Source organism: Paractinoplanes aksuensis, from assembly GCF_024137025.1.
In the GTDB taxonomy this organism is placed as follows: domain Bacteria; phylum Actinomycetota; class Actinomycetes; order Mycobacteriales; family Micromonosporaceae; genus Actinoplanes; species Actinoplanes aksuensis.
In genome coordinates, this window is the sequence record NZ_JAMYJR010000010.1 from 63129 (window position 1) to 84750 (window position 21622).

General features: G+C 66.6%; 19 protein-coding genes. 11 read left to right on the top strand and 8 right to left on the bottom strand.

The annotated features are described in order from the left end of the window. The first annotated feature begins 44 nt into the window (after positions 1-44). On the top strand, positions 45-842 hold the full coding sequence (locus M1L60_RS10760; protein WP_253237207.1) for an ATP-binding protein: 798 nt from the start codon (positions 45-47) through the stop codon (positions 840-842). Here M1L60_RS10760 and M1L60_RS10765 read toward each other — a convergent pair. From M1L60_RS10765 to M1L60_RS10775, 3 genes are all read right to left on the bottom strand, one after another. Next, entirely contained in the window at positions 839-2248 is a 1410-nt protein-coding gene (locus M1L60_RS10765; protein ID WP_253237208.1) for an NAD(P)/FAD-dependent oxidoreductase, read from the bottom strand. The genes M1L60_RS10760 and M1L60_RS10765 overlap by 4 nt on opposite strands. Positions 2249-2407: 159 nt before the next feature. Next, positions 2408-3559 (bottom strand): glycosyltransferase 87 family protein, encoded by a 1152-nt coding sequence (locus M1L60_RS10770; protein WP_253237209.1) that lies wholly within the window; start codon positions 3557-3559, stop codon positions 2408-2410. Positions 3560-3678: 119 nt separating this feature from the next. Continuing rightward, a complete protein-coding gene (locus tag M1L60_RS10775; protein ID WP_253237210.1) occupies positions 3679-4227 on the bottom strand; it encodes a nucleotidyltransferase family protein in 549 nt (182 codons plus the stop codon). Between the two features lie 114 nt (positions 4228-4341). Between M1L60_RS10775 and M1L60_RS10780 the strand changes: the two genes are divergently transcribed. The 3 genes from M1L60_RS10780 (at position 4342) to M1L60_RS10790 (ending at position 5807) form a co-directional block, all read left to right on the top strand. Next, a complete protein-coding gene (locus M1L60_RS10780) occupies positions 4342-4620 on the top strand; it encodes an RNA polymerase sigma factor (RefSeq protein ID WP_253237211.1) in 279 nt (92 codons plus the stop codon). Positions 4621-4699: 79 nt separating this feature from the next. Further along, complete coding sequence (locus M1L60_RS10785; RefSeq protein ID WP_253237212.1) at positions 4700-5176, top strand: hypothetical protein; 477 nt, start codon at positions 4700-4702, stop codon at positions 5174-5176. A 61-nt stretch (positions 5177-5237) separates the two neighbouring features. Beyond that, on the top strand, positions 5238-5807 hold the full coding sequence (locus M1L60_RS10790; protein ID WP_253237213.1) for a hypothetical protein: 570 nt from the start codon (positions 5238-5240) through the stop codon (positions 5805-5807). Between the two features lie 1519 nt (positions 5808-7326). Here the strand turns inward: M1L60_RS10790 and M1L60_RS48245 are convergent. The 5 genes from M1L60_RS48245 to M1L60_RS10810 form a co-directional block, all read right to left on the bottom strand. After that, positions 7327-7605, bottom strand: a complete 279-nt coding sequence (locus tag M1L60_RS48245) for an IS3 family transposase (protein WP_369077219.1) — start codon at positions 7603-7605, stop codon at positions 7327-7329. Positions 7606-9175: 1570 nt separating this feature from the next. Beyond that, positions 9176-10303, bottom strand: a complete 1128-nt coding sequence (locus M1L60_RS10795; RefSeq protein WP_253237214.1) for a hypothetical protein — start codon at positions 10301-10303, stop codon at positions 9176-9178. Positions 10304-10856: 553 nt separating this feature from the next. Beyond that, positions 10857-11135 (bottom strand): hypothetical protein, encoded by a 279-nt coding sequence (locus tag M1L60_RS10800; protein WP_253237215.1) that lies wholly within the window; start codon positions 11133-11135, stop codon positions 10857-10859. A gap of 239 nt (positions 11136-11374) precedes the next feature. Beyond that, a complete protein-coding gene (locus tag M1L60_RS10805) occupies positions 11375-11908 on the bottom strand; it encodes a hypothetical protein (RefSeq protein WP_253237216.1) in 534 nt (177 codons plus the stop codon). A gap of 856 nt (positions 11909-12764) precedes the next feature. After that, a complete protein-coding gene (locus tag M1L60_RS10810; protein ID WP_253237217.1) occupies positions 12765-14972 on the bottom strand; it encodes a beta-galactosidase in 2208 nt (735 codons plus the stop codon). Between the two features lie 156 nt (positions 14973-15128). Between M1L60_RS10810 and M1L60_RS10815 the strand changes: the two genes are divergently transcribed. The 7 genes from M1L60_RS10815 (at position 15129) to M1L60_RS10845 (ending at position 21457) form a co-directional block, all read left to right on the top strand. Next, positions 15129-16427 (top strand): ABC transporter substrate-binding protein, encoded by a 1299-nt coding sequence (locus M1L60_RS10815; protein ID WP_253237218.1) that lies wholly within the window; start codon positions 15129-15131, stop codon positions 16425-16427. Then, on the top strand, positions 16424-17320 hold the full coding sequence (locus M1L60_RS10820; RefSeq protein WP_253237219.1) for a carbohydrate ABC transporter permease: 897 nt from the start codon (positions 16424-16426) through the stop codon (positions 17318-17320). Before M1L60_RS10815 ends, M1L60_RS10820 begins: the two co-directional genes overlap by 4 nt. Positions 17321-17322: 2 nt before the next feature. Then, a complete protein-coding gene (locus M1L60_RS10825) occupies positions 17323-18207 on the top strand; it encodes a carbohydrate ABC transporter permease (RefSeq protein WP_253237220.1) in 885 nt (294 codons plus the stop codon). Positions 18208-18262: 55 nt separating this feature from the next. Further along, positions 18263-19318 carry a LacI family DNA-binding transcriptional regulator gene (locus M1L60_RS10830; protein ID WP_253237221.1) on the top strand — a complete coding sequence of 352 codons (1056 nt, stop codon included), beginning with the start codon at positions 18263-18265 and terminating at the stop codon, positions 19316-19318. Positions 19319-19377: 59 nt separating this feature from the next. Beyond that, complete coding sequence (locus M1L60_RS10835) at positions 19378-20484, top strand: glycoside hydrolase family 53 protein (RefSeq protein WP_253237222.1); 1107 nt, start codon at positions 19378-19380, stop codon at positions 20482-20484. A 403-nt stretch (positions 20485-20887) separates the two neighbouring features. After that, positions 20888-21103, top strand: a complete 216-nt coding sequence (locus M1L60_RS10840) for a hypothetical protein (protein WP_253237223.1) — start codon at positions 20888-20890, stop codon at positions 21101-21103. A gap of 9 nt (positions 21104-21112) precedes the next feature. Next, complete coding sequence (locus M1L60_RS10845) at positions 21113-21457, top strand: hypothetical protein (protein ID WP_253237224.1); 345 nt, start codon at positions 21113-21115, stop codon at positions 21455-21457. The last annotated feature ends 165 nt before the right edge of the window (positions 21458-21622 follow it).

Here is a 21622-nt window from a genome sequence, read left to right on the forward strand (position 1 = left end):
TATTCGCGCATGGTGATCTCTTCGTCGGGTAGCCGTGGCCGTCCATGGAGACTCTTCGTTGGCCGGACATGGGATCGCGCCATTCGTCCGGCGGCAGTGTGGTGGTGACAGCGGACGCCGACAACGCTGTCACGATTGTCACCGTGCGCGGCATCTGGGGAACCGCGCTGCGCAGTGATGCATTTATTGCGGTACGCAAGGTGCTCGGCGAGCATCCGGCCGCGCTCATCCTCGACCTGTGCGAGTGCAACGACCGCCACGCGGCCGGCGCGTCGACGTGGCTGACCGTCTGCCGGGTGGCCGCCGCGATGATGCCCCCGGTCCGGGTCGCGGCCTGCCTGCAACCGCGCAGCGCGCTCAACGGCCGGCTCGTCCGGATGGGTGGGTCGTACTTCCTGCCCTTGTTCAGCGACCTGGCCGGCGCGGCCGCCGCTGTGCGCGCGGGCGGACCGGTCACCGACCGGTTGCGACTCTCGTTGCCACCCCACCCCGACACCCCGGCGCTGGCCCGCAACCTGGTCACCGACGCCTGCAGCGCGTGGGGGCTGCCCGAAGTGCTCTACCCGGCCCGGCTCGTCATGAGCGAACTGGCCGGGAACGCCGTCGAGCACGCGCGGACGCCGATCGCCGTGATCGTGGTGCGCCGCGGCGTCGGCCTGCACCTGATGGTGTGTGACGGCGACCCTCGGCTGCCCCGGGTGATCGACCAGACCAAAGAGCCGCCGGGCAGTCTGTGGGACCTCCGCGGCCAGGGGCTGCGGATAGTCCGGACTGCCGCGGCGGCCTGGGGTGCGCTACCGACCCGCGACGGGAAGATGGTCTGGGCGACCATCCACCCTTAGACGTTGGCCTTTTCGGCGGCCGCCGGGTGCTTCTCGGTCGGCACCGGGGTCAGCGCCGCGGCCTCCTCGGCCGCGCGGACCCGCTGGTACGGGTCGCCGTAGTCTTTCATGGCCCGGCGGGCGAAGGCCTGCTGCTCGGTCGCGACCCGCTCGGAACGGCCGCGGCCCAGGAAGCTGACCGCCCAGTGCACCACCGTGGTGAACCTGTTCTTGAAGCCGACCAGGTAGAAGACGTGCACGACCAGCCACATGACCCAGGCGAAGAAGCCCGACAGGCGGAGCTTGCCCACGCTGGCCACCGCGGAGAACCGCGAGATCGTGGCCATGCTGCCCTTGTCGAAGTACTTGAACGGACCCGGCGCGGGCTTGTTGCGGAGCCGCTTCTCGATCACCTTGGCCGCGTAGTTGCCGCCCTGGATGGCGACCTGGGCGACACCCGGCAGCGGGTGCCCGTCGGGGCCGGCCAGGTTCATCATGTCGCCCAGCGCGAAGATCTCGGGGTGACCCGGGATCGTCAGGTCCGGGTTGACCAGGATGCGGCCCGCGCGGTCGGTCTCGGCCCCGGCCGCCTCGGCCACCTGCCGGGCCAGCGGGGGCGCCTGGACGCCGGCCGCCCACACCTTCGTCATCGACGGGATGCGCTCGTGCCCGCGCTCGGACTCGACCTCGATGCCGGTCAGGTCGACGTCGACCACCTTGGTGTTGAGCTCGACCTCGACCCCCATCAGGTGCAGCTGGCGCAGCGCCCGGGTCGAGAGGTGGTCGCCGAAGGTGTTGAGCACCGCGCCGACCGCGTCGACCAGGATGATGCGGGCCTTGCGCGGGTCGATGTGCTTGTACTGCCCGGGCAGGTTGCGGTGGGCCAGCTCGGCGATCTGACCGGCCATCTCGACCCCGGTCGGGCCGGCCCCGACCACCACGAAGGTGAGCCAGCGCTCCTGCGCCTCGGGATCGGTCTGCAGGTCGGCGATCTCGAACGCGCCGAAGATCTTGGCCCGCAGCTCGAGCGCGTCGTCGATGCTCTTCATGCCGGGCGCGAAGTCGTTGAAGTGGTCGTTGCCGAAGTAGGACTGCGAAGCCCCGGCGGCGACGATCAGCGAGTCGTATTCGACCGTGTAGTCGATGCCCGGCCCCGACACGTAGACGATCTTCTTGTCGGTGTCGACTCGCTGGGCCCAGCCGAGCTTGACGTCGACGTTGTCCTGCCGCTTCAGCACCTCACGGATCGGCGGGGCGATCTCGCCCTCGGAGAGCACGCCGGTGGCCACCTGGTAGAGCAGAGGCTGGAACAAGTGGTAGGCCGTGCCGTTGATGAGTGTGATGTCGACCGGTGCGTTGCGCAGCGCCCTGATCGCGAACAGGCCCCCGAAACCGGCCCCGATCACTGCCACCCGATGCCGCTGCATTACCACTCCCTCGGTGCTCGGTGTCTCACTCAGTAGAGCACCCTGACCAGGCCGATTATGCCGTGAGTATCAACACTGTGGAGGTCGCACAGGGCCTCCGGCAGGCTACTTTCCCCACCCGGCCAGGGGAAAACGCGGATACGACCATCATGCCGTAGATCACCGGGTTACCGTGAGAGATCGCTTCATGAGCATCACCACTGCCCAGACGCCCAGGGCGAGCGCGGCGAGCAGATAGATGTTGCCGGGAACGTGGTCGAGGGGGTCCCAGCCGTACTCGCGGCCGTAACCCCAGGGCACCCACACGAACATGCGGGACGCGAACACCGCGGTCCACAGAACGGCTGCCCACCGGCTGTACGTCCACAGCACCAGCCCGATGGGCACCGCCCACACCCAGTGGTGGGACCACGACATCGGCGAGGCCACCAGCGAGGCCAACGCGGCGAACCCGACGCCCAGCACCCGGTCGCCGCGGCGCCACCACACGGCGCCGAGGAAAACGAGCCCCAGGGCGATCGGCCCGGCGACAGCGACCCACAGCAGGGTCGGGGGCACGCCGTCCAGCAGCCGGGTGAGAGCGCCGGACACCGACTGGTTATGAGCCAGTTCCGGCGGACCGACCCGGCCCGCCGTGATCAGGTCCTCGGTCCAGTAGGTCAGGGCCGAGCCCGGGGTGACGGCGAAACCGACGGCGATCGTGCCGGCGAAGGCCAGCAGGGCCCGCCCCGCCGCCGCCCGGCGACCGATCAGCACCAGCAGCACGACGAAGACCAGCGGGGTCAGCTTGATCCCGGCGGCGATCCCGACGAGCACACCGGACCAGCGGCGCTCCGGATGGACCAGGTCGACGAGCAAGGCCGCCATCAGCAACAGGTTGATCTGGCCGAAGGTGAGGTTCTGCCACACCGGCTCCAGCGCGAGCGCGCCGACGGCCAGCAGCGCGACCTGCCACCCGGCCAGGCCCCGGCCGGCCAGCTTGATGACTCCGGCGAGGGCGCCGACCGACGCCCCGGTCCACAACGCGGTGACGAGCCAGCCCGGCAACGCCGCCAGCGGCGCCATCATCACGGCAGCGAACGGCGGATAGGTGAACCGCAGATTGGTCGCCGGATCCCGGGCGTCGTAGAGGGGCAGGCCGTCGAGCACCATCCGCCCGCCATACTGATAAACGGAAAGGTCGACGAACTTCCCGTGCACGTGGAACACCGGCGGCAACGCCGCCCAGGCCACCACCCCGGCCGCGACAGCCGCCACGAAGACCACAACCAGAACCGGACCGAAACCCTCGAGAACGCGCTGCCGCCTCACTTCGGCACAGGCCGGCTATAGATCGCCACCATTGCACTCTAGCCTGGGTGCCGGCCGCTGATAGAAGCGCCGAGCGCGGCCGACGAGAGCGTGACTGACCAGCGAAGGCGCACCCCCGCTCAAATCTCCAGCCGCAGTCCAGCCCATCGGTCGAGCCACCCCTTGGCCTCCACCCGGCGCTGTACCTTCGCGCGGCCCGCCGCGTTGCGGAAAGATGGAGAGGGGCGCACCACCAATCCCACGAGGTCAGCCAGCCCATGGGCGGACACCAGGCGAACAGAGCCGCCCCGCAAAGTCACCGCGACGCACGTCGCCGTTTCGGGCCAGCGCGATATCGCGTCCTGAGCGGACGTGTAGGGCTCGTCGCCGTTGCGCAGGTGCATTCGTGCCTGGTTACGAATCTCCCACGGCACCCCGGGCAGGACCGTCGCGGCTCGGGCTTCGGCGCGTGCATCCTCGCCCGGATCCAACTTCTCCGGGTCGAAGTAGGCGACATCCACATCCCGCTCCGGTGAGACCGGAAGGTTGCTGATCGCGTCCCAGACGCGGTTGCGGACGAAGCCGGCACCGATCCACCAGTCCGGTAATCCGAGGTCGGCCGCAGCTCGAAGGACTCTCATCGCTCCGGGGTCCGACTCGATGACGCCCACAACGTCCTGTGCGCTCATGACCACCTGAGGAACCCTAGACCCTGCGAACGTACGCACCGCTCTGCCCGGTAATGCTGCCGGGGAAGCCGGACACCTTCTCTGTTGAGGGCCGCACGGGAGCAGGGAGGAGCCGTGGTGCCGGCACCGGAAGAACACTTCAACAGACTGTGGCTGGAGCACGCGCCGGCAGTGCTGCGATACGCCCGGCGGAGGGTCGACGACGAGCAGGCGGACGAGGTGGTCGCCGAGACCTTCGTCGTTGCCTGGCGGCGGCTCGCCGAGATCCCGGCGGCCGAACTGCCGTGGTTGTTCGGCGTGGCCAGGCGGGTGAGCGCCAACGTCCGCCGGTCGCGCTCGGCTGCTCCCGAGGCGCCCTCGCGGTCCGCCTGCATCGGGCCCGGCGTCGTCTGAGAGCCGCTATGACCAAGTCGGGTCCCGAACCATCCGTTGTCGACCACCGGCCCGTAGTAATCGCTCCCGGAGGTGCCCCATGACGCGAACCGAGCTCCCGGTCGAACTCCTTGACGCCGACCCGATCCAAACGGTAGCCCCGAACGAAGTGGCTCGCTTGACCGCCCTGCGTATCGATGTCGACGCACGTCGACACGCCACGGCGTTCTCTCAAAAGGCCCGGCCGCGCCGCCGCCTGCTGGCTTTCGGTGGTCTGGCTGTGGGTGTGGTGGCCACTTCGCTCGTCGCGGCGGTCCCCGTACCAGCACTGTGGCCGTGGGACAACGGCAGTGCGCCGTTCATCGATGCCGCGATCGCCGCCGACGGGTCGCTCCAGTGCGGCAACGGCGGCTCCGCCCAACCCATTCGTCCGGATCGGTCGGACTTGCGGTTGTGGCCCACGAAGCTGCCCGAGGGATGGAAGGTCGTCAAGATCGCGGCAACCTCGAACAGTTCGATCAGCGGGTGCTTCACCCGTCGCTGGTGGTCACGGCGATGGCCGGCAACGGCATGGTGACCCGTCGGCTTACCGTCACCGGCCCGGCCCGGCCCGGGGCATCGTGACCCACGGCGACGCAGTGCGCGCCGACGACGTCGTGAACGGACGCCCGGCCACAAGGTTCGCCGGTGCCTGGACGGACACCTACTCGTGGTTGTGGTCCGACAAGGCCGGACGGCAGTGGTACGCAGAGGTGACCGGCTATCCCCTCGCAGAGGCGAAGGCTGCGGTGGCTGGGATCGGTACGAAGCGCGACGAAGTCACGTGGCGGGCGAGCGCAGCACCCGACATGAAGGTGCTGCATAGGCGAACTGGAGTGCCTTACCCGCGGCAGAGCCGAGGCGAGAGCTGGATGCTCATGTTGACCGACGGTCAGCGGAGCCGGTCCATCTCCTTCGGCAACAATAATCGGGCACTGGTTTCCGCGGCCCACGTCAAAGATCGGGTCAGTCAGTTCGCCGGTCATACCGAGGTGGTCGGCAACAACGGAGGCGAACAGACGTTTCTCAGCTACGAGCCGTTGCCGGGTGTCTGGGCCGACCCGACCGAGGTGTACGGCGACCTCGCTGATGTGCGAACCGTCATGGCCGGTCTACGGGTCCTGCCGGTCGATGATGAGCGGCTGGACAAGTACGCCGGGAACGATTGACCCGCCGTTGCATGAAGTCGCACTCCGAATCCTGAACTCGCTGCCAGGAGCAGATCAGATGCGAGCATCTGAGGGGTGATGCGCGCTTTCCCAAGCTTCGGTCCGGGCAAGGCGTCCGGATCCGAATCGGGGGCGTGTCTGCAGGACACTTATCGTCCACGTCATGCGCTGCTGCCCGGTGTCATTCCATGGGGCTCGCGGCGTTGAGGAAGCCAACGCGGTTGAGGCCGGGGACCAGATGTCACAGGTCCGACGGCGGCTCGACGAAACTAGAAAACTCCAGTTCTCACTAGTTGGGAGGGGCGCAAGCACAGCGAACGTCTTGACGACTCAGCCGACGCCAGCACATAAATGATCGACTACAAGTGTGATACTTCGGCGAGAGGCGTCCGGACTTGCCGAGAGGTGGATGCCCGATCAATGCGATACCGACACCGGGGCGGTAGTGGCGCCATCCTCGAACCACGCACAACTGAACTGACTCGCCAAAGGCAGTTCGACACAATCGTGCGAGACGCCGGGATCGTTCATCCATCTCCCGGCCGGCGGTGGAATTCCCGAATGCGGCAGGCTGCCGGTCCTGCCTGTTTCGGTGGGCGAGGCGCTGCGACATTTCGTGGCGCGCGGCTTGTCACCGGCGCGTTTCGGGCGACGGTACGACCGTCGTCGCTGGATCCGCGATGGCTTCGATGGTGACCTGCGGCCCGGCGGCCGGGTCGTCCCGTCAGCCGCCGACCGGACGGCAGGTGCGGCTCGGCCAGCCGATGGTGGCGGATCACCCGGTGTCGGCCGGACGGCGGGCGTGGCTCGGTCAGCTGACGGTGGCGGATCAGCTGGCGCCGGACGGACAGTGGGTGCGCGCGTGGCCGTCGGCGTCGACCTGTCAGCAGTCGGCATCATCCGCCGGGCTGCTGCCACTGGAATTGCCGGCTTTTCCGACCCGTCGGCGTCGCGCGCCGTGCCCGTCGTGTGTGCCGCCCCCGCTCGAGCTGGGTCGGTGCGGTCGGTCGGCCCGGCCGCATGAACACGACCGGCAGACAGCTCATGATCAACCGGTGGGGCCGGGCTCGCTGGATCCGCGGTGGCGGGCGGCTGGTCTGATCCGGCCGCGGCCTCACCGCCGGACGCCGGAGGTGCCGAGCAGGTCTGCTCGTCGTCCCAGATCAGCGGCGGCAGTTGCACTACCGGATCGTGCAGACCGACCGCCCCGCACCGCCACGAACACCCCTGCGACCGGCACAACTTCGCCGCATGCCGCCTTTTCAAACCCCAACTGCGCCGACGCGCGTGATCACGCCGGAACTCCTCCATGTCCGGCGAATAGCGACGCGACTTCGTTCGATCCCGCCAAGCAGCAACCTCCAGCCGGGAGAACAAACTCAGTTGCGCCATGAACCATTATCCCGCACCTGAAACACGACACGCCAAACGAGAAACGCGCCAATCCCAGGAAATGCGAAGTGGGTGATCCGGCAACGAAAATCAGTGAAGTTCCACCCCGGGACCGGACACCGGAGTTTCATGCCGCGAGGGCGGTAGGTGGACGGTAGCAGACACGTGCTTCGCGTGGTGTCTGGTGGTTCACGGTGGAATGTAGCCTTTTGTTGTTGTAGTAGTTGATGTAGGCGAATACCTCACGGCGTGCCTCGGCGCGGGACGCGAAGACCCGGGTGCCAATCTCGGCCTTGAGGCTGCCAGGGTGGTCTTGCCTGAGCCGGGCAGCCCGTTGACGAGGATCAGATCTAGCACGCAGCGATGATGCCAGCCCGCCAAGACGACCGTTGGTCGGCGCACTGATCTGCCGCCGACCGTGCGGGCGGTGGAGGGTTTAACGGGGTCACGTAGCGTGGCGTCGGCTAGAGCTGGCTCGACGTACGCTACCGCCGAGGGTGGGGTGGGGCGCACCGCGAGGGGTTCCAGTTGTTGCCCGGCGCTGCCAATATGAGGCATGCGCAACGGCTTGCGCTGTGACCGCCACGTCGGAGGAGTTAGACTTGGACCGCTCGCTGGACAGGCTTCGTCACCAGCTTGAGCTGCTCCTGGCAAAAGAAGATGACCTTCTTCGCCTACACGCCCGAAAGTTGCATCAGCCCGAACCCCCGATGATTCAGCTGAACCCAGAACTGCTGCGGCGAGAAGTAGTACTACCGAGCCGCGGCCGCCGCACGCCTCTCCAAACTGGTAGCAGTCCTGACTGGATTCATGCCGAGATTCTTCGCGTACGTAAGCGGCGGGACGACGCGGAGCGACGTTTTCTCACCGCAGCACGAAGGGCGGATGGGCGATCGACCGTGAGCGCTCCACTGACCACGGCTTCGCAGCCCACTATTTCGAGGGAGCGGGCCGGTGTTCCTGCCTGGGTGGTGGGTGTTATCGTTGTGCTCTTTGTACTGGTCAATGCTGGCAGCAGTGACAGCGGTTCCAGCCTACTTCCTATTCTTGGACTAATCGTAGCCGTCATCGGCCTCGTGCCCACCGCCATGTCCGCGTATTTTGACTTCCGAGCACATCAACGTCGAAATCAAGAAAGAAGCGGGACCGACCCTGAGAAGTCATAGGGTAATTTTTCGACCCGGCCACAACAGGTCAGGCGTCGAGCAGCCTGCTGCACGACACAATTGGCGATTCCCGGCTGCTTACCAACTCGAATCGGTCGAGACCTTGCGAGTTGCTGCACACCAGTCAGCATGCAATTTCTGTTACCCGTGGCGACGCACGTGTCTCACCGCTGAGCAGCAGCGACCGAGTGCACTGATCTGCCGCTGAGTCCACGCAGGACCAAAGTCAGCTGGCCGGCGCCCCCTCGGCGACGAGCGCCTGCTCTTGCCGGGCTGCGCCGAGCCCTGAATCGCGCGACGGTAGCGGCACCTCCCTCGCTGCGACCGTCCGGTACCACTGGGTAGACGTCCACTAGGTCATCCCTGGACCGACGATGGCCTCCGAACAGGCTGAGCAACCCCAGGTCTCACTACTTGGGAGATTCGCAACTCGGTGAACGTTGTGGCGGTCCAGCCGACGTCGGCACATCAATGATTGACTACAAGCCTGATATTTCGGCGGGAGGCGTACGGATGTGCTGAGTTGAGTGAACGTTGGGCAGTCGTTCGCTGTGGCTCTCTAATCGACCTGCCCGAGCGAACCCGTACGCGCGTACCGCTTGGCGTGGACTGCCCCTGGTAGCTGACGCATCAGAAGGGCGCGGTAGATGTACTCCGTGATCTACCACGTTAGCTATATCATGTTGCGGCCGATGCAGTAGATCGAAGTGTCCGGCTCAGTTGTTCGGCAGCAGAAGCGAAATTTACGGAGGATCCGTTGACGGACTTGATGCCGTTCTCATACGAAGAGTTCAGGGAGTGGTTCGACGACTACACCGAGCGCTTCCTCGAGCCGGCGCGAGACTCCGCATACAAGGCCTTGAACTCCCACCTTAGATCTGCCAGTGGCAGCAGCGGATCAGTGCCGGCGATTTGCCGGTCGGTGCCGGTGGTCTCGCGTAGCCAGCGCACCCGGTCGTCGGGCCCGAGCGCGAGGACCAGTTGGGCGAGGCCGATCGGTGCGGCCGCATGGGGTTGGCGCAGGAAGGCGAGGATGCGGTCGTAGAAGGCGAGTTGGCCGCCGGTGTCGCGTTTACGGAGGACCAGTGCCGGCGCGAGGCGCAGGGATGGCTGAGATGTCTCTTTGTCGGCCGGTGCCCACAGCGCGGGTTTCCCCTCGAGGGGACCGTTCCAACAGTTTCTGCGCCATCGGTCGAGCCAGGCGGCCACCTGATCGGAGAAGGGGTCGAGGTCTTCGAGTGCGGAGTCGAAGTACTGGGCCGATGCGCGTTCGCTTCGGAACGGACCGATGTTGGACAAGAAGTCCAGGTCTTCGCGAGTGAGGTGCGTCTGGGTAGGCAGCTCGACACGTATCGCGTCGGTCTCAGGGTCTAGGTCGATGGTGACGTCGACGGTCAGCAGATGGCGGTAGATGGTGGGGTTGTCGGTGATGGGGGCGGTGAGAAGGCCCAGGCCGAGGACAAGTTCGTGGGTGTCGGCCAGTTGGGTGGCCTGTCTGCGTAGTTCTTCGAGCTTGTTGTAGCACTCACGTGTGCTGTCGGCCTGTTGCTCTGCGTCAGCCCACGTTCGCCAAGTGTGCGCCCATCGCCTGAATGCGGCCTTGACTCCAGCGGGAATGGCGCCAGCTTCGCCGATGTCGTCGAGCATCGGTTCGGGTTCTTTCGGATCGTCCCAGCTGCGTTCGGTCCAGTCGTCGAGTTCGGGTGGCATCGGTGGTGGTCCGGTGACGGGCAAATGTTCTACCGCCAGCAGGGTGCCGTCGTCTGACGGCGGCTGAATGAAGGCCTGGTAGGAGTAGAGCCAGGCGTGTGGGTTGGGGGTGAGGGCGTCTCGGGTCTGCTGCTGAGGTGACCTGCTCACCAACGTTCTTAGGTAGGTGATGAGGCCGGTGGTCAGCTTGATGACCTCGGGATCTGTCGGCGAACTCAGCTCCGGCACCGTATGTCCTCCACACTCGACAGCACTACAGGATGCGTTCGACGTAGCACTAAGCGCAATGTCTTGTGCGTGAGTGAATCGAGACCCGCGGAGACTCCTGTGTAGCGCCGCTTCTGGGCGGTTCGGGATCTGCGGAGCACTCTCGTGGCTGCGATCCGCGCGCGTCCGGATCGCCGTCGCCATGTCCGGGACACGACTGCAACCGGCTCGGCTTTCCCTTAGACGAACAGCGCCTTGCTATTTGCGCGCCTCGCTGAGCCCTGACCTAAGCGTCGGTAGCTGCACCCCTCACTACGACGGTCGAGCCTTGTCAGACAGACGCCCACGTCATCCCTGCAACAACTCCGGCCCCGACCAGCCTGTACAACCCCAGGTCTCACTAGTTGGGAGTTTCGCAAAGTCAGTGAACGTCTGGGCGGCCCAGCCGAAACCGACACATCGGCTATCGGCTTGATGTTTCGGCCAGAGCCGTCGGGATCTGCCGCGTTGAGTAACCCGGCATTCATTCGCCCCTGCGGAAATATACTCAGGCCGTGCCGTTATTAAGATAATGTCAAGAAGCGTCGAGGCAGGTGTTTGGATCAGAAGTAAACCTGCGGTCCGACCAATGATGATGGGCTGTGTTTTGGGCGCTCCCAACCTGATCAGCGGGTGCAGCAGCAGTCAGCAGATTCACGGCGATGCTGGAAATCACGGAGGCTCCTGAGATAGCGATGAAGACCAGCAGGGGCGTGGTCGGGCCGCACATTGCGGCAATTGAAGAAAAGATTGCCTGGACGAATGCCGCAGAGACGCACACCAGGCCCAACTTGATCTTCTGGCTGCGCCGCATCCGACGGGACTCGAACCCGCCAGAACGCCCACAACGCAACCCATCATCATGGTTCTATTGTACTGCGTGGATACGACAAGATCGGGGCCGCTCATAGCGCTCGGATCCGCCGCGATCCGGTGTGAGGTCGCATCCGCCGATTGCTCATCATAAGGAGCGGTCGTCGCGGACTTTGGCGTAGCCGTCCAGTCACGGGCGGCGTGGCTCGCTAATTCGTTCGCATGGTCGTCGCAGCGCCGTCAATCGTGCCACGGTCGCGGGATATTGAGGTCCTCGACCTGAATCCAAGGCGACTTGTACTGCTCAGATACGGATGTGATGAGGAGTCGAACCCTGCTGTAGGCGATATCATCAATTTGCCTTAATGGCAGTTGCCGGGTTTCGCCAATGGAAAGCTTGCCTAAGTGCGCTTCGCGCACGGGGTGAGTGTCACCGGGTTTGCGACCATAGATCTCTACTTCTGCCGGCGACAAGACTTCTACCAGCAGGTCTTGCACCGGACCATGCTCGACGAGCGTCAACCGTACGAAATACTCGAAGATCGGATCGTCGCCGGAGAGGATCTCGATCTTGTAGCGCGGTCTAGTTTCTGCATGTCGTCTCTGGCTTTCCACGTCCGCCACTCTCATGGCCGCATCGGCCGATCGGTCAGCTGCGTGCTGTGACCCTTCCGCCGCGTCGGCGGAGCGGCGGGCGGAGCTGCCGTTCCACCACGCGACGGCCAAGGCGACGAGGCTGATGACGATGGCAATCGCGGCCAGGATTTCGGACATGGGCGGAAGCGTAAGACATAGCCGAGCGCCATCCTCATCTAGCCGCGGATAAGGCGTGTACTACCTCCACCTCGGGGCCACCGGCCTCGATGTCCGCACTGCGACAACCGTGAGCAGTGTCGGCTACTTTGGCGTCCAGGCTTGGAAAACTCGACGGACTTCCTGCGGCCAGTCTCGAGTCCCGTTGGACCAGCCGGCTCCCGGCTCGCCTGACTCCTTATTGACTACGAGAGCCGCGAGCGAGCAGTCCTCGCCTCTGGTGCGGCAATCCTCGGAGACGTCGTCCAAAACATGTCGTAGGTGGTTTCGGAGGCTGACGCCTTCCATGCCCAACGCCATACCAAGTTCACCGTAGGTAAGAAGGGTCCGCCGAGTCGCGGCGATGATCAAGGCGGCACGGGCTTGGTGAACCCATTGGGCCCGGTTCTCTGATGGCATTCAGCGAAAATCTCCCATCGCATGACGGGAACGCATCGGCGTTGTGGACAACGTAAGCGACCGATCGTCCGAGGTGCTCACTCTCAGGCCGTCGATCGTGCGAGCCGACAACGACGTGCCACGCTCGGTAGCCACCCACGCTGACCTCCGGATCTACCGCTGAGTTTGCGCAGGAACGAAGTCGGCCGGCTGGCGCTCCTTTCGATGACCAGCGCCTGCTGCTGCTGGTCTGCGCCGACCCAAGCTCGCGCGGCGGCAGCTGTGCATCTCTCAGTGCGACTGTCCAGCCTCGCTGGATGGACGCCCACGACGTCAACCCTGGACCGACGGCGGCCGTGACTAGCCTGGACAAACTGGTGCTGTTCTGCCGCCGGCGCCGGCGCCGGCGCTCGATCTACTGCGCCAGGGTCGGGCTGAGCTAGGTTCCGGAGTCCTCCAGGAAGCTTTGCCGGGCGTCTACCCGGACCGACCTGAGATCGAGTAGTTGGCCGTCGGCGGCTAGTAGGTGGTCGCGGGCCTCGGCCGGTAGGGACACGGGGGAGCCGGCGGCCAGGGGTAGTAGGTGCAGGGTCAGCTTGGCGCCCGGGTGCCAGCCGGCGTCGCGCAGGTTGACCGTCCAGGGGGAGCCGTCCCAGAAGCGGTCGGTTGCCGTTCGGCCGTCGACCCGTAGTTCGGCCACGTCGCCTGCCCAGTCGATGTGCAGGAAGGCGTCGTGGGCGGTCGGGGGGATGTCGATGCGGTACACGGCCGCTAATTCGTCGAATGCCTCTGGCGAGGGGGCTGACTGACGGCCGTCGAATTTGCCGTAGGCCACGGGGACCGTTGCGCCGGGTGGGCGGATCTGCTCGAACTGGGCCGGCGCGGTAAGGCCCTCAGCTGCGTCGAGCAGCGGCAACGAGACGAAACGGCCCGTCTCGTAGACCTGGACCGATGGTGCTCTCGTGGCCAGTGCTTCGATTCGGCCGTCGGGACCCCACCGTAATTCGTCGTCGGAGAGCAGGAGACGCTGCCGGGAATCGACCCAGACGGAATCGGCGGCGGCGGCCGGTAGCACCAGCAGGTCGAGGCCGGACAGGTGGACGGGTTCGAATCCGGGGGTGAGGGCCGAGATCACGCCGTCTACCGAGTAGGTGACGTCGATTCCGTCCGCGGCGGTCAGTACGAGCGTCGGGATGTCGCCGGGCAGCACGGTCAGTGCGGTTGCCGTGATCCAGTCGAGCGTGACGCCGCCCAGCGAAAGGCGTAGCGGCCAGCAGGCGAGTGTGCCCGGAGCCACGTCCACCGGTGGCAATTTCAGCGACACCGACGACAACTCGATGTGGAATTGCGCCTGGCGATAGGTGGGCAGCGGGAAGTGCGGCTGGTGCCAGGCGATGAACAGGAAACCGCTGTCGCCGTCGCTGCGCAGGGCGTAGCGGAGCGTGGCTGTGTCGTCGACGCCGTCGGGGCGTACGGCGGGAAGGGTTGACGGCATTTCGGCCAGCCGGTCGCCGAACGCGGCCAGAAAGGCGTGCTGCCGCCGTAGTGGCGCGTGGCTTTCGCCGAGCAGGCCGGCCTCGCCGATGGGGGCGTGGAAGTCGTAGCCGAGGCGCTGCATGTCGTTCGGGTAACCCGTCGCATGCGATTCCTGCGCACCGACAGGATTCGTTCCGCCGGCGTACATGTAATAGCCCTGCCAGGCCGATCCGTTGCCGATTTTGCAGTGGGCGATCGTGGCCACGTCCAGTCCCCGGGGCCACGGCCGCCGGTGATACGCCGTGCCCATGCCGCCGCTCAATTCACACGTGGCCGGCGGAAAGAACGGTGACGGCGTACGCGATTGGGGCGCACTGATCCGGGCCTCGTGCAGCCGCCGCACGTCGGCGCCGATACCCGGGTCGTCCCACACGTGCGAGAAGAAATAGTGGTCGCGGAACGTCGGATCCCAGGGCGCGTCGGCGTCGACCCAGAACCCGTCGCCGTAACCGCCGTAAAGCGGCAGCACCTCCTCCGGCGGCAGGTCGGCACCGCCCCACGCGGTCGCCGTCCACAACGGTGCCGACATTCCGGCCGCCCGGGCCAGCCGTTTGAGCGTCAGCAGGTGGCCGGGCTGGTCGTAGAGCTCGTTCTCGAGCTGGATGCCCAGGAGGCCGGGGCGGCCGATCGCGTCGGCGAGCTGCCCGAACCATTCCTCCACCAATTCGAGATAGGCCGGGTCGTCGGTGCGGTGGGCGACGGGGGCCCGCTGCACCCAGTCCGGGAAGCCGCCGTTGCGGCTCTCGCCGTGACACCACGGGCCGATGCGCAGCACCATTTCGAGCCCGGCCGCCCGCACTTCGTCGAGGAACGCGCCGACGTCGAGGTTGCCGTCGAAGCGAGGCTCGCCGCGTACGGGCACGTGGTGCAGCCAGAACACGTAGCTGGCGACCACGGTGACGCCGCCGGCCCGCATCTGGCGCAGCCGTTCGGCCCAGCGGTGCCGCGGCACCCGGCTGTAGTGCAGCTCGCCCGACACCGGGATGACGGCCCGGCCGCCGAGCGTGAGGTGCCGGCTGGACAGGGCGAGCCCCGGCCGCACGTCCTCGTCGTTGCTCATCCGGGGCCGGCGCGGTGGCTCGGACCACGGATGGTGCGCGACAAAAAGCACGAGGCCTCCCCGAACTGTAACCGGTCACAGCTGACTGAGCCCGCACGATACCGCGCTGTAACGGGCCAGAAGCAAGACCTTGACAATCATGAAGACGCGCAGCACTGTAACCGGTCACAGGCCTAATCGAGTGACGTGCGACACCAGGGAGCAACGATGAAGAGGACTTTCGCCGGGGTGCTCGCCGCGGCGCTGATACTGACGACCGCCGCCTGCAGCGGCGACGATTCCCCTCAAGAAGACCCCGACGAAAAGGTCGCGCTCACCTACTGGAGCTGGGCCCCGAACATGGACAAGGTCGTCGAGGGCTGGAACGCGTCCCACCCGAACATCCAGGTCACCGTGAACAAGCAGGACGGCGGCGACCCGGCCGTGGCCAAGCTGCTGACCGCGATCAAGGCCGGCAGCGGCGCCCCCGACGTCATGCAGGCCGAGTACCAGAAGATCCCGACGCTGGTCGCCGCGGACGCCGTGGCCGACATCGCGAAGGAGGCCGGCGACCTCAAGAGCAAGTTCCCCGAGTCGGCCTGGAACGCGGTCACGTTGGGCGGCGAGGCCCTCTACGGCGTACCGCAGGATTCGGGTCCGATGATGTTCTTCTACCGCTCCGACGTGTTCGACAAGGCCGGTGTCCAGGCCCCGAAGACCTGGGACGAGTACGCCGAGGCCGCCCGGAAGATCCACAAGGCGAACCCGAAGCAGTACCTGGGCACGTTCTCGTCCAACGACCCGGGCTGGTTCGCCGGGCTGTCGCAGCAGGCCGGCGCGTCGTGGTGGGGCGTGCAGGGCGAGTCGTGGACGGTGGCCGTCAACGACGCCAACACGAAGAAAGTCGCCGACTACTGGGGCGGCCTGGTGCAGGAAGGCGTGATCGACAACAAGCCGATGTACACGCCCGAGTGGAACGCCGCCCTCAACGACGGCACCCAGGTCGGCTGGCTCGGGGCGGTCTGGGGTCCGGGCGTACTCGAAGGAAACGCGGCCTCGACCAAGGGCAAGTGGAAGACCGCGCTGCTGCCCAACTGGGATGCCGCGGCCCCGGCCAACGGCAACTGGGGCGGCTCGGCCACCAGCGTCACCTCGCAGTCCAAGCACAAGGCGCAGGCCACCGAGTTCGTGAAGTGGCTCAACACCGACCCGGCGGCGATCAAGGCGCTGGCCGGCACGGCCAACGTCTATCCCGCCGCCAACGACGCCACCAGCATCGCGCTGACCGCGCCGCCCGCGTTCTTCAGCAATCAGACCGACTTCTACGCCATCGCGGCCGAGGCCGGCAAGATCACCAAACCCTTCACGTACGGGCCCAATGTCAACGTCGCCTACAGCGCTTACAACGATGCCTTCGGCAAGGCGGCCGAGGCCAAGCAGGCGGCCGGTTTCGGGGCCGCGCTCGACACCATTCAGCAGGCCACGGTGGGTGACCTGAAGAACGCCGGATTCAGCGTCGCCGGATGAGGACCAAGAGCGCGCCGTATCTCTTCCTGACCCCGGCGCTGGTGCTGTTCGCGCTGTTCCTGGCCGCGCCGATCGGCTACGCGGGCTACCTGAGCCTGCGCCGGGTCAAGGTCAGCGGCCTGGGTCTGGGCGCCGGCTCGCGCAGTGAGGTGTGGGCCGGGCTGAGCAACTACGGCCGCTCGCTGACCGACCCCGAATTCGTGCCGAGCGTCCTGCGCGTGGGGGCGTACGGGTTGATCGTGGTGCCCTGCATGCTCGGTCTGGCCCTGGTGCTGGCCCTGCTGCTCGACGCCGGGCGGACCCGGGTCGGCACCTTCACCCGGACCGCGATCTTCCTGCCGTACGCCGTGCCGGCCGTGATCGCCTCGCTGCTGTGGGGCTTCCTCTACCTGCCGCGGGTGAGCCCGATCGTGGACGCGCTGTCGAGTGTGGGGATCACCGCGCCCGACGCGCTGAGCTCGGGCTGGGTGCTGTACGCGGTGGCCAACATCGCGATCTGGGGCGGCACCGGCTTCAACATGATCGTGCTCTACACGGCGCTGCGGGCCATCCCGACCGACCTGTTCGAGGCGGCCCGCATCGATGGCGCCTCGGACATCCAGATCGCGTGGCGCATCAAGATCCCGGTCATCGGCCCGTCCCTGGTCATGACGTTCCTGTTCTCGTTGATCGCCACGCTGCAGGTCTTCGCCGAGCCGATGACGTTGCGGCCGCTCAGCAACACGATCTCGACCACATGGACACCGCTCATGAAGGTCTACCGCGATGCTTTCGTACGCAATGACATCTACTCCGCGGCGGCCACCTCGGTGATCATCGCGGTCGCCACGTTCGTCATCTCCTACGGATTCCTCAAGTTCGTCGGCTCGCGGGCCTTCAGTCAGGAGAACTGATCATGGCCGTCTTGACCGTGCCTCCGCCGGTGCGGGAGGAAACGCCGCCGCCTCGCTTCAAGAGGACCAGCCCCACCGCCACCGTGCTCCTGCTGCTCGGAGCCGCGTACTGCCTGCTGCCGGTGTTGTGGGTGCTGGTGGCCTCGACCAAGAGCGCGAGCGAGCTGTTCAACACGTTCACGTTCCTGCCGAGCACCCACCTGTTCGACAACATCGCGTTCCTCAGCGGCTACCGCGACGGCCTGTACTGGCGCTGGATGGTCAACTCGGCCATCTTCGCCGGTGGCGGCGCGGCCGTGTCGACCCTGGTCAGCGCCATGGCCGGGTTCGCCCTGGCCAAGTACGAGTTCCGCGGCAAGTCGGTGGCGTTCAACCTGGTGCTGGCCGGGGTGCTGGTGCCCGCGGTCATCCTGGCCGTGCCGCAGTATCTGCTGCTGGCCAAGGTCGGGCTGACCAACACGTACTGGGCGGTGCTGCTGCCGAGCTTCATCAGCCCGTACGGGATCTATCTGTGCCGGATCTTCGCGGCCGCCACCGTGCCCGACGAGGTGCTCGAGGCGGCCCGGATGGACGGCGCGTCCGACGGGCGGGCGTTCTGGCGGGTGGCGCTGCCGATGATGCGCTCGGGACTGGTGACCGTGTTGCTGTTCCAGTTCGTGGCCATCTGGAACAACTACATGCTGCCGTTCATCATGCTCGGCGACGACAAGCTGTTCCCGGTCACGGTCGGGCTGAGCGGGCTGCTCAACCAGGGCGCGACCCAGCCCGCCATGTACACCTCGGTCGTCACGGGCTCGCTGCTGTCGGTCGTACCCCTGGTGGTGTTGTTCCTGACCCTGCAGCGGTACTGGCGGGTGGACCTCGGTGCGGGGGCGGTCAAGGCATGACTCCTTTCAGCGGGGGCGGCGTCGCACCCCGAGGGCTCGCCCACCGGGGCCGGGCATGACGACTATGCTTCCCAACGTGCCGACCCCGCCCTCACCAGGGCGTAAGCGGCCCACCATCCGCGACGTCGCGCGCGAGGCCGGGGTCTCTTACGCCACCGTCTCCCGCGTCCTCAACGGCCGCGAATGGGTCAGCCCCGAGGCGGTCCGGGCCGTGCGGGACGCCATTTCCCGTACGGGATACACAGCCAACCCGCACGCGCGGTCTCTCGCCACCGGCAGGTCGGGGTCGATCGCGTTTCTGCTCACCGAGCCGCAGCACCTGCTGTTCGAGGACCCCAACTTCTCGGTGCTGCTGCGCGGCGTGGCCCAGGCGCTCTCCGACCGGGAGCTGACGCTGATCCTCATGATCGCGTCGACCCCGGAGGAGCGGGCGCGCACGATCTCGTACCTGTCGGGCGGGCACGTCGACGGCGTGCTGCTGTTCTCGCCCCACTCGGGCGACCCGTTGCTGGGCCAGCTCGTGCAGGCCGAGGTGCCGATCGTGGCCTGCGGGCGGGTGCTCGGCTACGAGCAGTTGATCAGCTCGGTGATGGCCGACGACCGCAACGGCGGCCGCTCGGCGGTCGAACACCTGATCGCGGCCGGCTGCACGCGGATCGCCACGATCACCGGCCCTCAGGACACCGGCGGCGGCGTCGACCGGCTCCAGGGCTACCACGACGCGCTGATCGCCCACGGCGACACGATCGAGCCCGGGCGCGTCGCCCACGGTGACTGGAGCCGGGCGTCCGGGGCGGCCGCCATGCGTACTTTGTTGGAACACGACCCGGAGCTGGACGCCGTCTTTGCCGCGTCGGACGCGATGGCCGAAGGTGCCCTGCGTGTGCTGCGCGAGGCCGCGCGGGCCGTGCCGGGCGACGTCCGGGTGGTCGGCTTCGACGACTCCGGCCTGGCCGCCACCACCGAACCACCGCTGACCACCGTGCGGCACCCGCTCGATCGGGTCGCCGAGGAAATGGTCCGGCTGCTCACCGATGTGATCGCCGGGCGTACCCCGCTCTCCATCACCGTGCCGACCTCCCTGGTCGTCCGCGAATCCTCCCCTGCATAAGGCTCCACACCGGCGTCTCCACCGTCGCCGGGCCATCCCCCTTTCTTGGAGGGAGCCATATGAAACTGTCCCTGCGTGCCGCCGCGGTCGTCGCCGTCCTGACGATCTCGGCCGCGCTCACCCCCGCCCCCGCCTCGGCGGCCAACACGCTGACCATGCGCGGCGCCGACGTCTCGTCGTTGCAGCGCACGCTCGACCTCGGCGGCAAGTACTACAACGCGTCCGGCAACGCCGCCGACCCGTACGACATCCTCAAGTCGGCCGGTGTCAATTACGCCCGCCTACGCATCTGGAACAGCCCGGCCAGCGGCTACAACAACAAAGCCAAGGTCCTCCAGCAGGCCCGCGCGATCAAAGCCAAGGGCCTCAAGCTGCTGATCGACTTCCACTACTCCGACACGTGGGCCGACCCCGGCAAGCAGTACCCGCCGGCCGCCTGGGCCTCCCATTCGCTCACCCAGCTGCAAAGCGATGTCTACAACTACACGTACGACGTCTGCACCGCGCTGAAAGGGCAGGGCACCACGCCCGACAGCGTCCAGATCGGCAACGAGATCAACGTAGGCATGCTCTGGCCCCGCGGCCAGGTCACCAACAACAACTTCGCGCCGCTGGCCTCCCTGCTCAAGCAGGGCTACAACGCGACGAAGGCCTGCAACAACGCGACCCAGGTGTGGGTCCACGTGGCCGACGCCGACAGCATGGCCAACATGCGCTGGTTCTACGACGGTATCAAGGGTCAAGGCGTGCCCTGGGACGTGACGGCGCTGTCCTACTACTGCATGTGGCACGGCACCCTGGCCAACCTCTACAACGTCATCACCGACGCCCGCACCCGCTACGGCAAACCGGTGGTGATCGCCGAGACGGCCTACCAGTTCACCACGGCCGACGCCGACAACGAACCCAACTCCATCCCCGGTACGGTCCTGTGCGACAACATCCCGGCCACGTGGGCCGGCCAGGCCCAGCAGTTCACCTGGACCCAGAACACAGCCCGCAACGCCGGCGCCGTCGGCGTCTTCTACTGGGAACCCACCTGGTACGCCATCAAGGGCAACGGCTGGGACCCCGCCAACATCAACGGTACCGGCGACGGCTGGGACAACATGGCCACCTTCGACTGGAACGGCCGCATCAACCCGAACATCCGCTGGACCCCCTGACCCGACCGTGAGGGCCGAGCCGGTCTCGGCCCTCACCAACCCTTCGTCCCCTCGCCCCTTCGTCGCCTCGCCCCTTCGTCGCTTCGTCGCTTCGCCGGTTCGCCGGTTCGTCGGTTCGTCGGTTCGTCGGTTCGCGTCAGGAGGAAGCTTGTGGATCCACGTGAGATCGCCGCCGAGGGACCGCTGACCGGTGGCTTCGTCAGCGACGCGGTGCGGGTCGGTTCGACGGTACGGAAATCACCACCGCGCGACCCGGTCTTCGTCCGCCGCCTGTTGAACCACTTCGAGCAGCACGGGTGGACGGGCGCGCCGGCGAATCCACGACGTCGCCCATGTGTGCTGGCAGTACGTAGGCCTGGGCCCCGGTGTCGAGAACGCCGCCGAGGCCGCGAGCCTGATCCACGTGATCGCCGACGCCTACGAACTGGCGAACCGATCCGCCCTCATCGACACCATCCTGTGGTGGCAGGACCGCTGCTGGCGCGGCATCGAATCCGCAGCCGACACCGGCGACCCCGCCATGGTCCGACTCCGCGATTCAGGAACAGTCGAATCCGTACGCGCAGCCCACGACTGGACCCGAGATCACCACGACCTGCTCACCCGAGGTACACGCTAGGCTGCGGCCGTGGACGAGCCCAGCCCGACATTGCTCGTCGCGCTCATGCGGAGCATCGCCATCCTGGCCATGGAAGCCGAAGAACAAACGGCGTACGTGCGAAACCTGGGCACCCACCCTTCCCTCGACGAACTGGCACTGGAGTTCGACGACGGCTTCCCATTGGCACCGACCTTCGTGGAACACGGATGGCTCAACCACTTCGCCGTGCTCGCATTGCAAGAGCTCAACCACCAATTGGCCACGATGAGCGAGGAGCGTAAGGCCGGCCTCTGGCATGCCGACGCTTTGACCACCGCATCGGAATGGGCTCGAGTCCGAGCGCTGGCCCGAGCAGCGATCCTCGCCGTCTGAACCACGCACTGCCGACTCCCCTCACGCTGACGACGGTGCCCGCTCGACATCAGCCTCGGGCAGTCGCCCAAATGTCGTGGCGAGAACGCCGATGCGGATCGCCATCGGATGGCGGAATGAAGACGAGCCGCCAGTCGTAGCCGACCCGAATCTTCAGCCGACGGT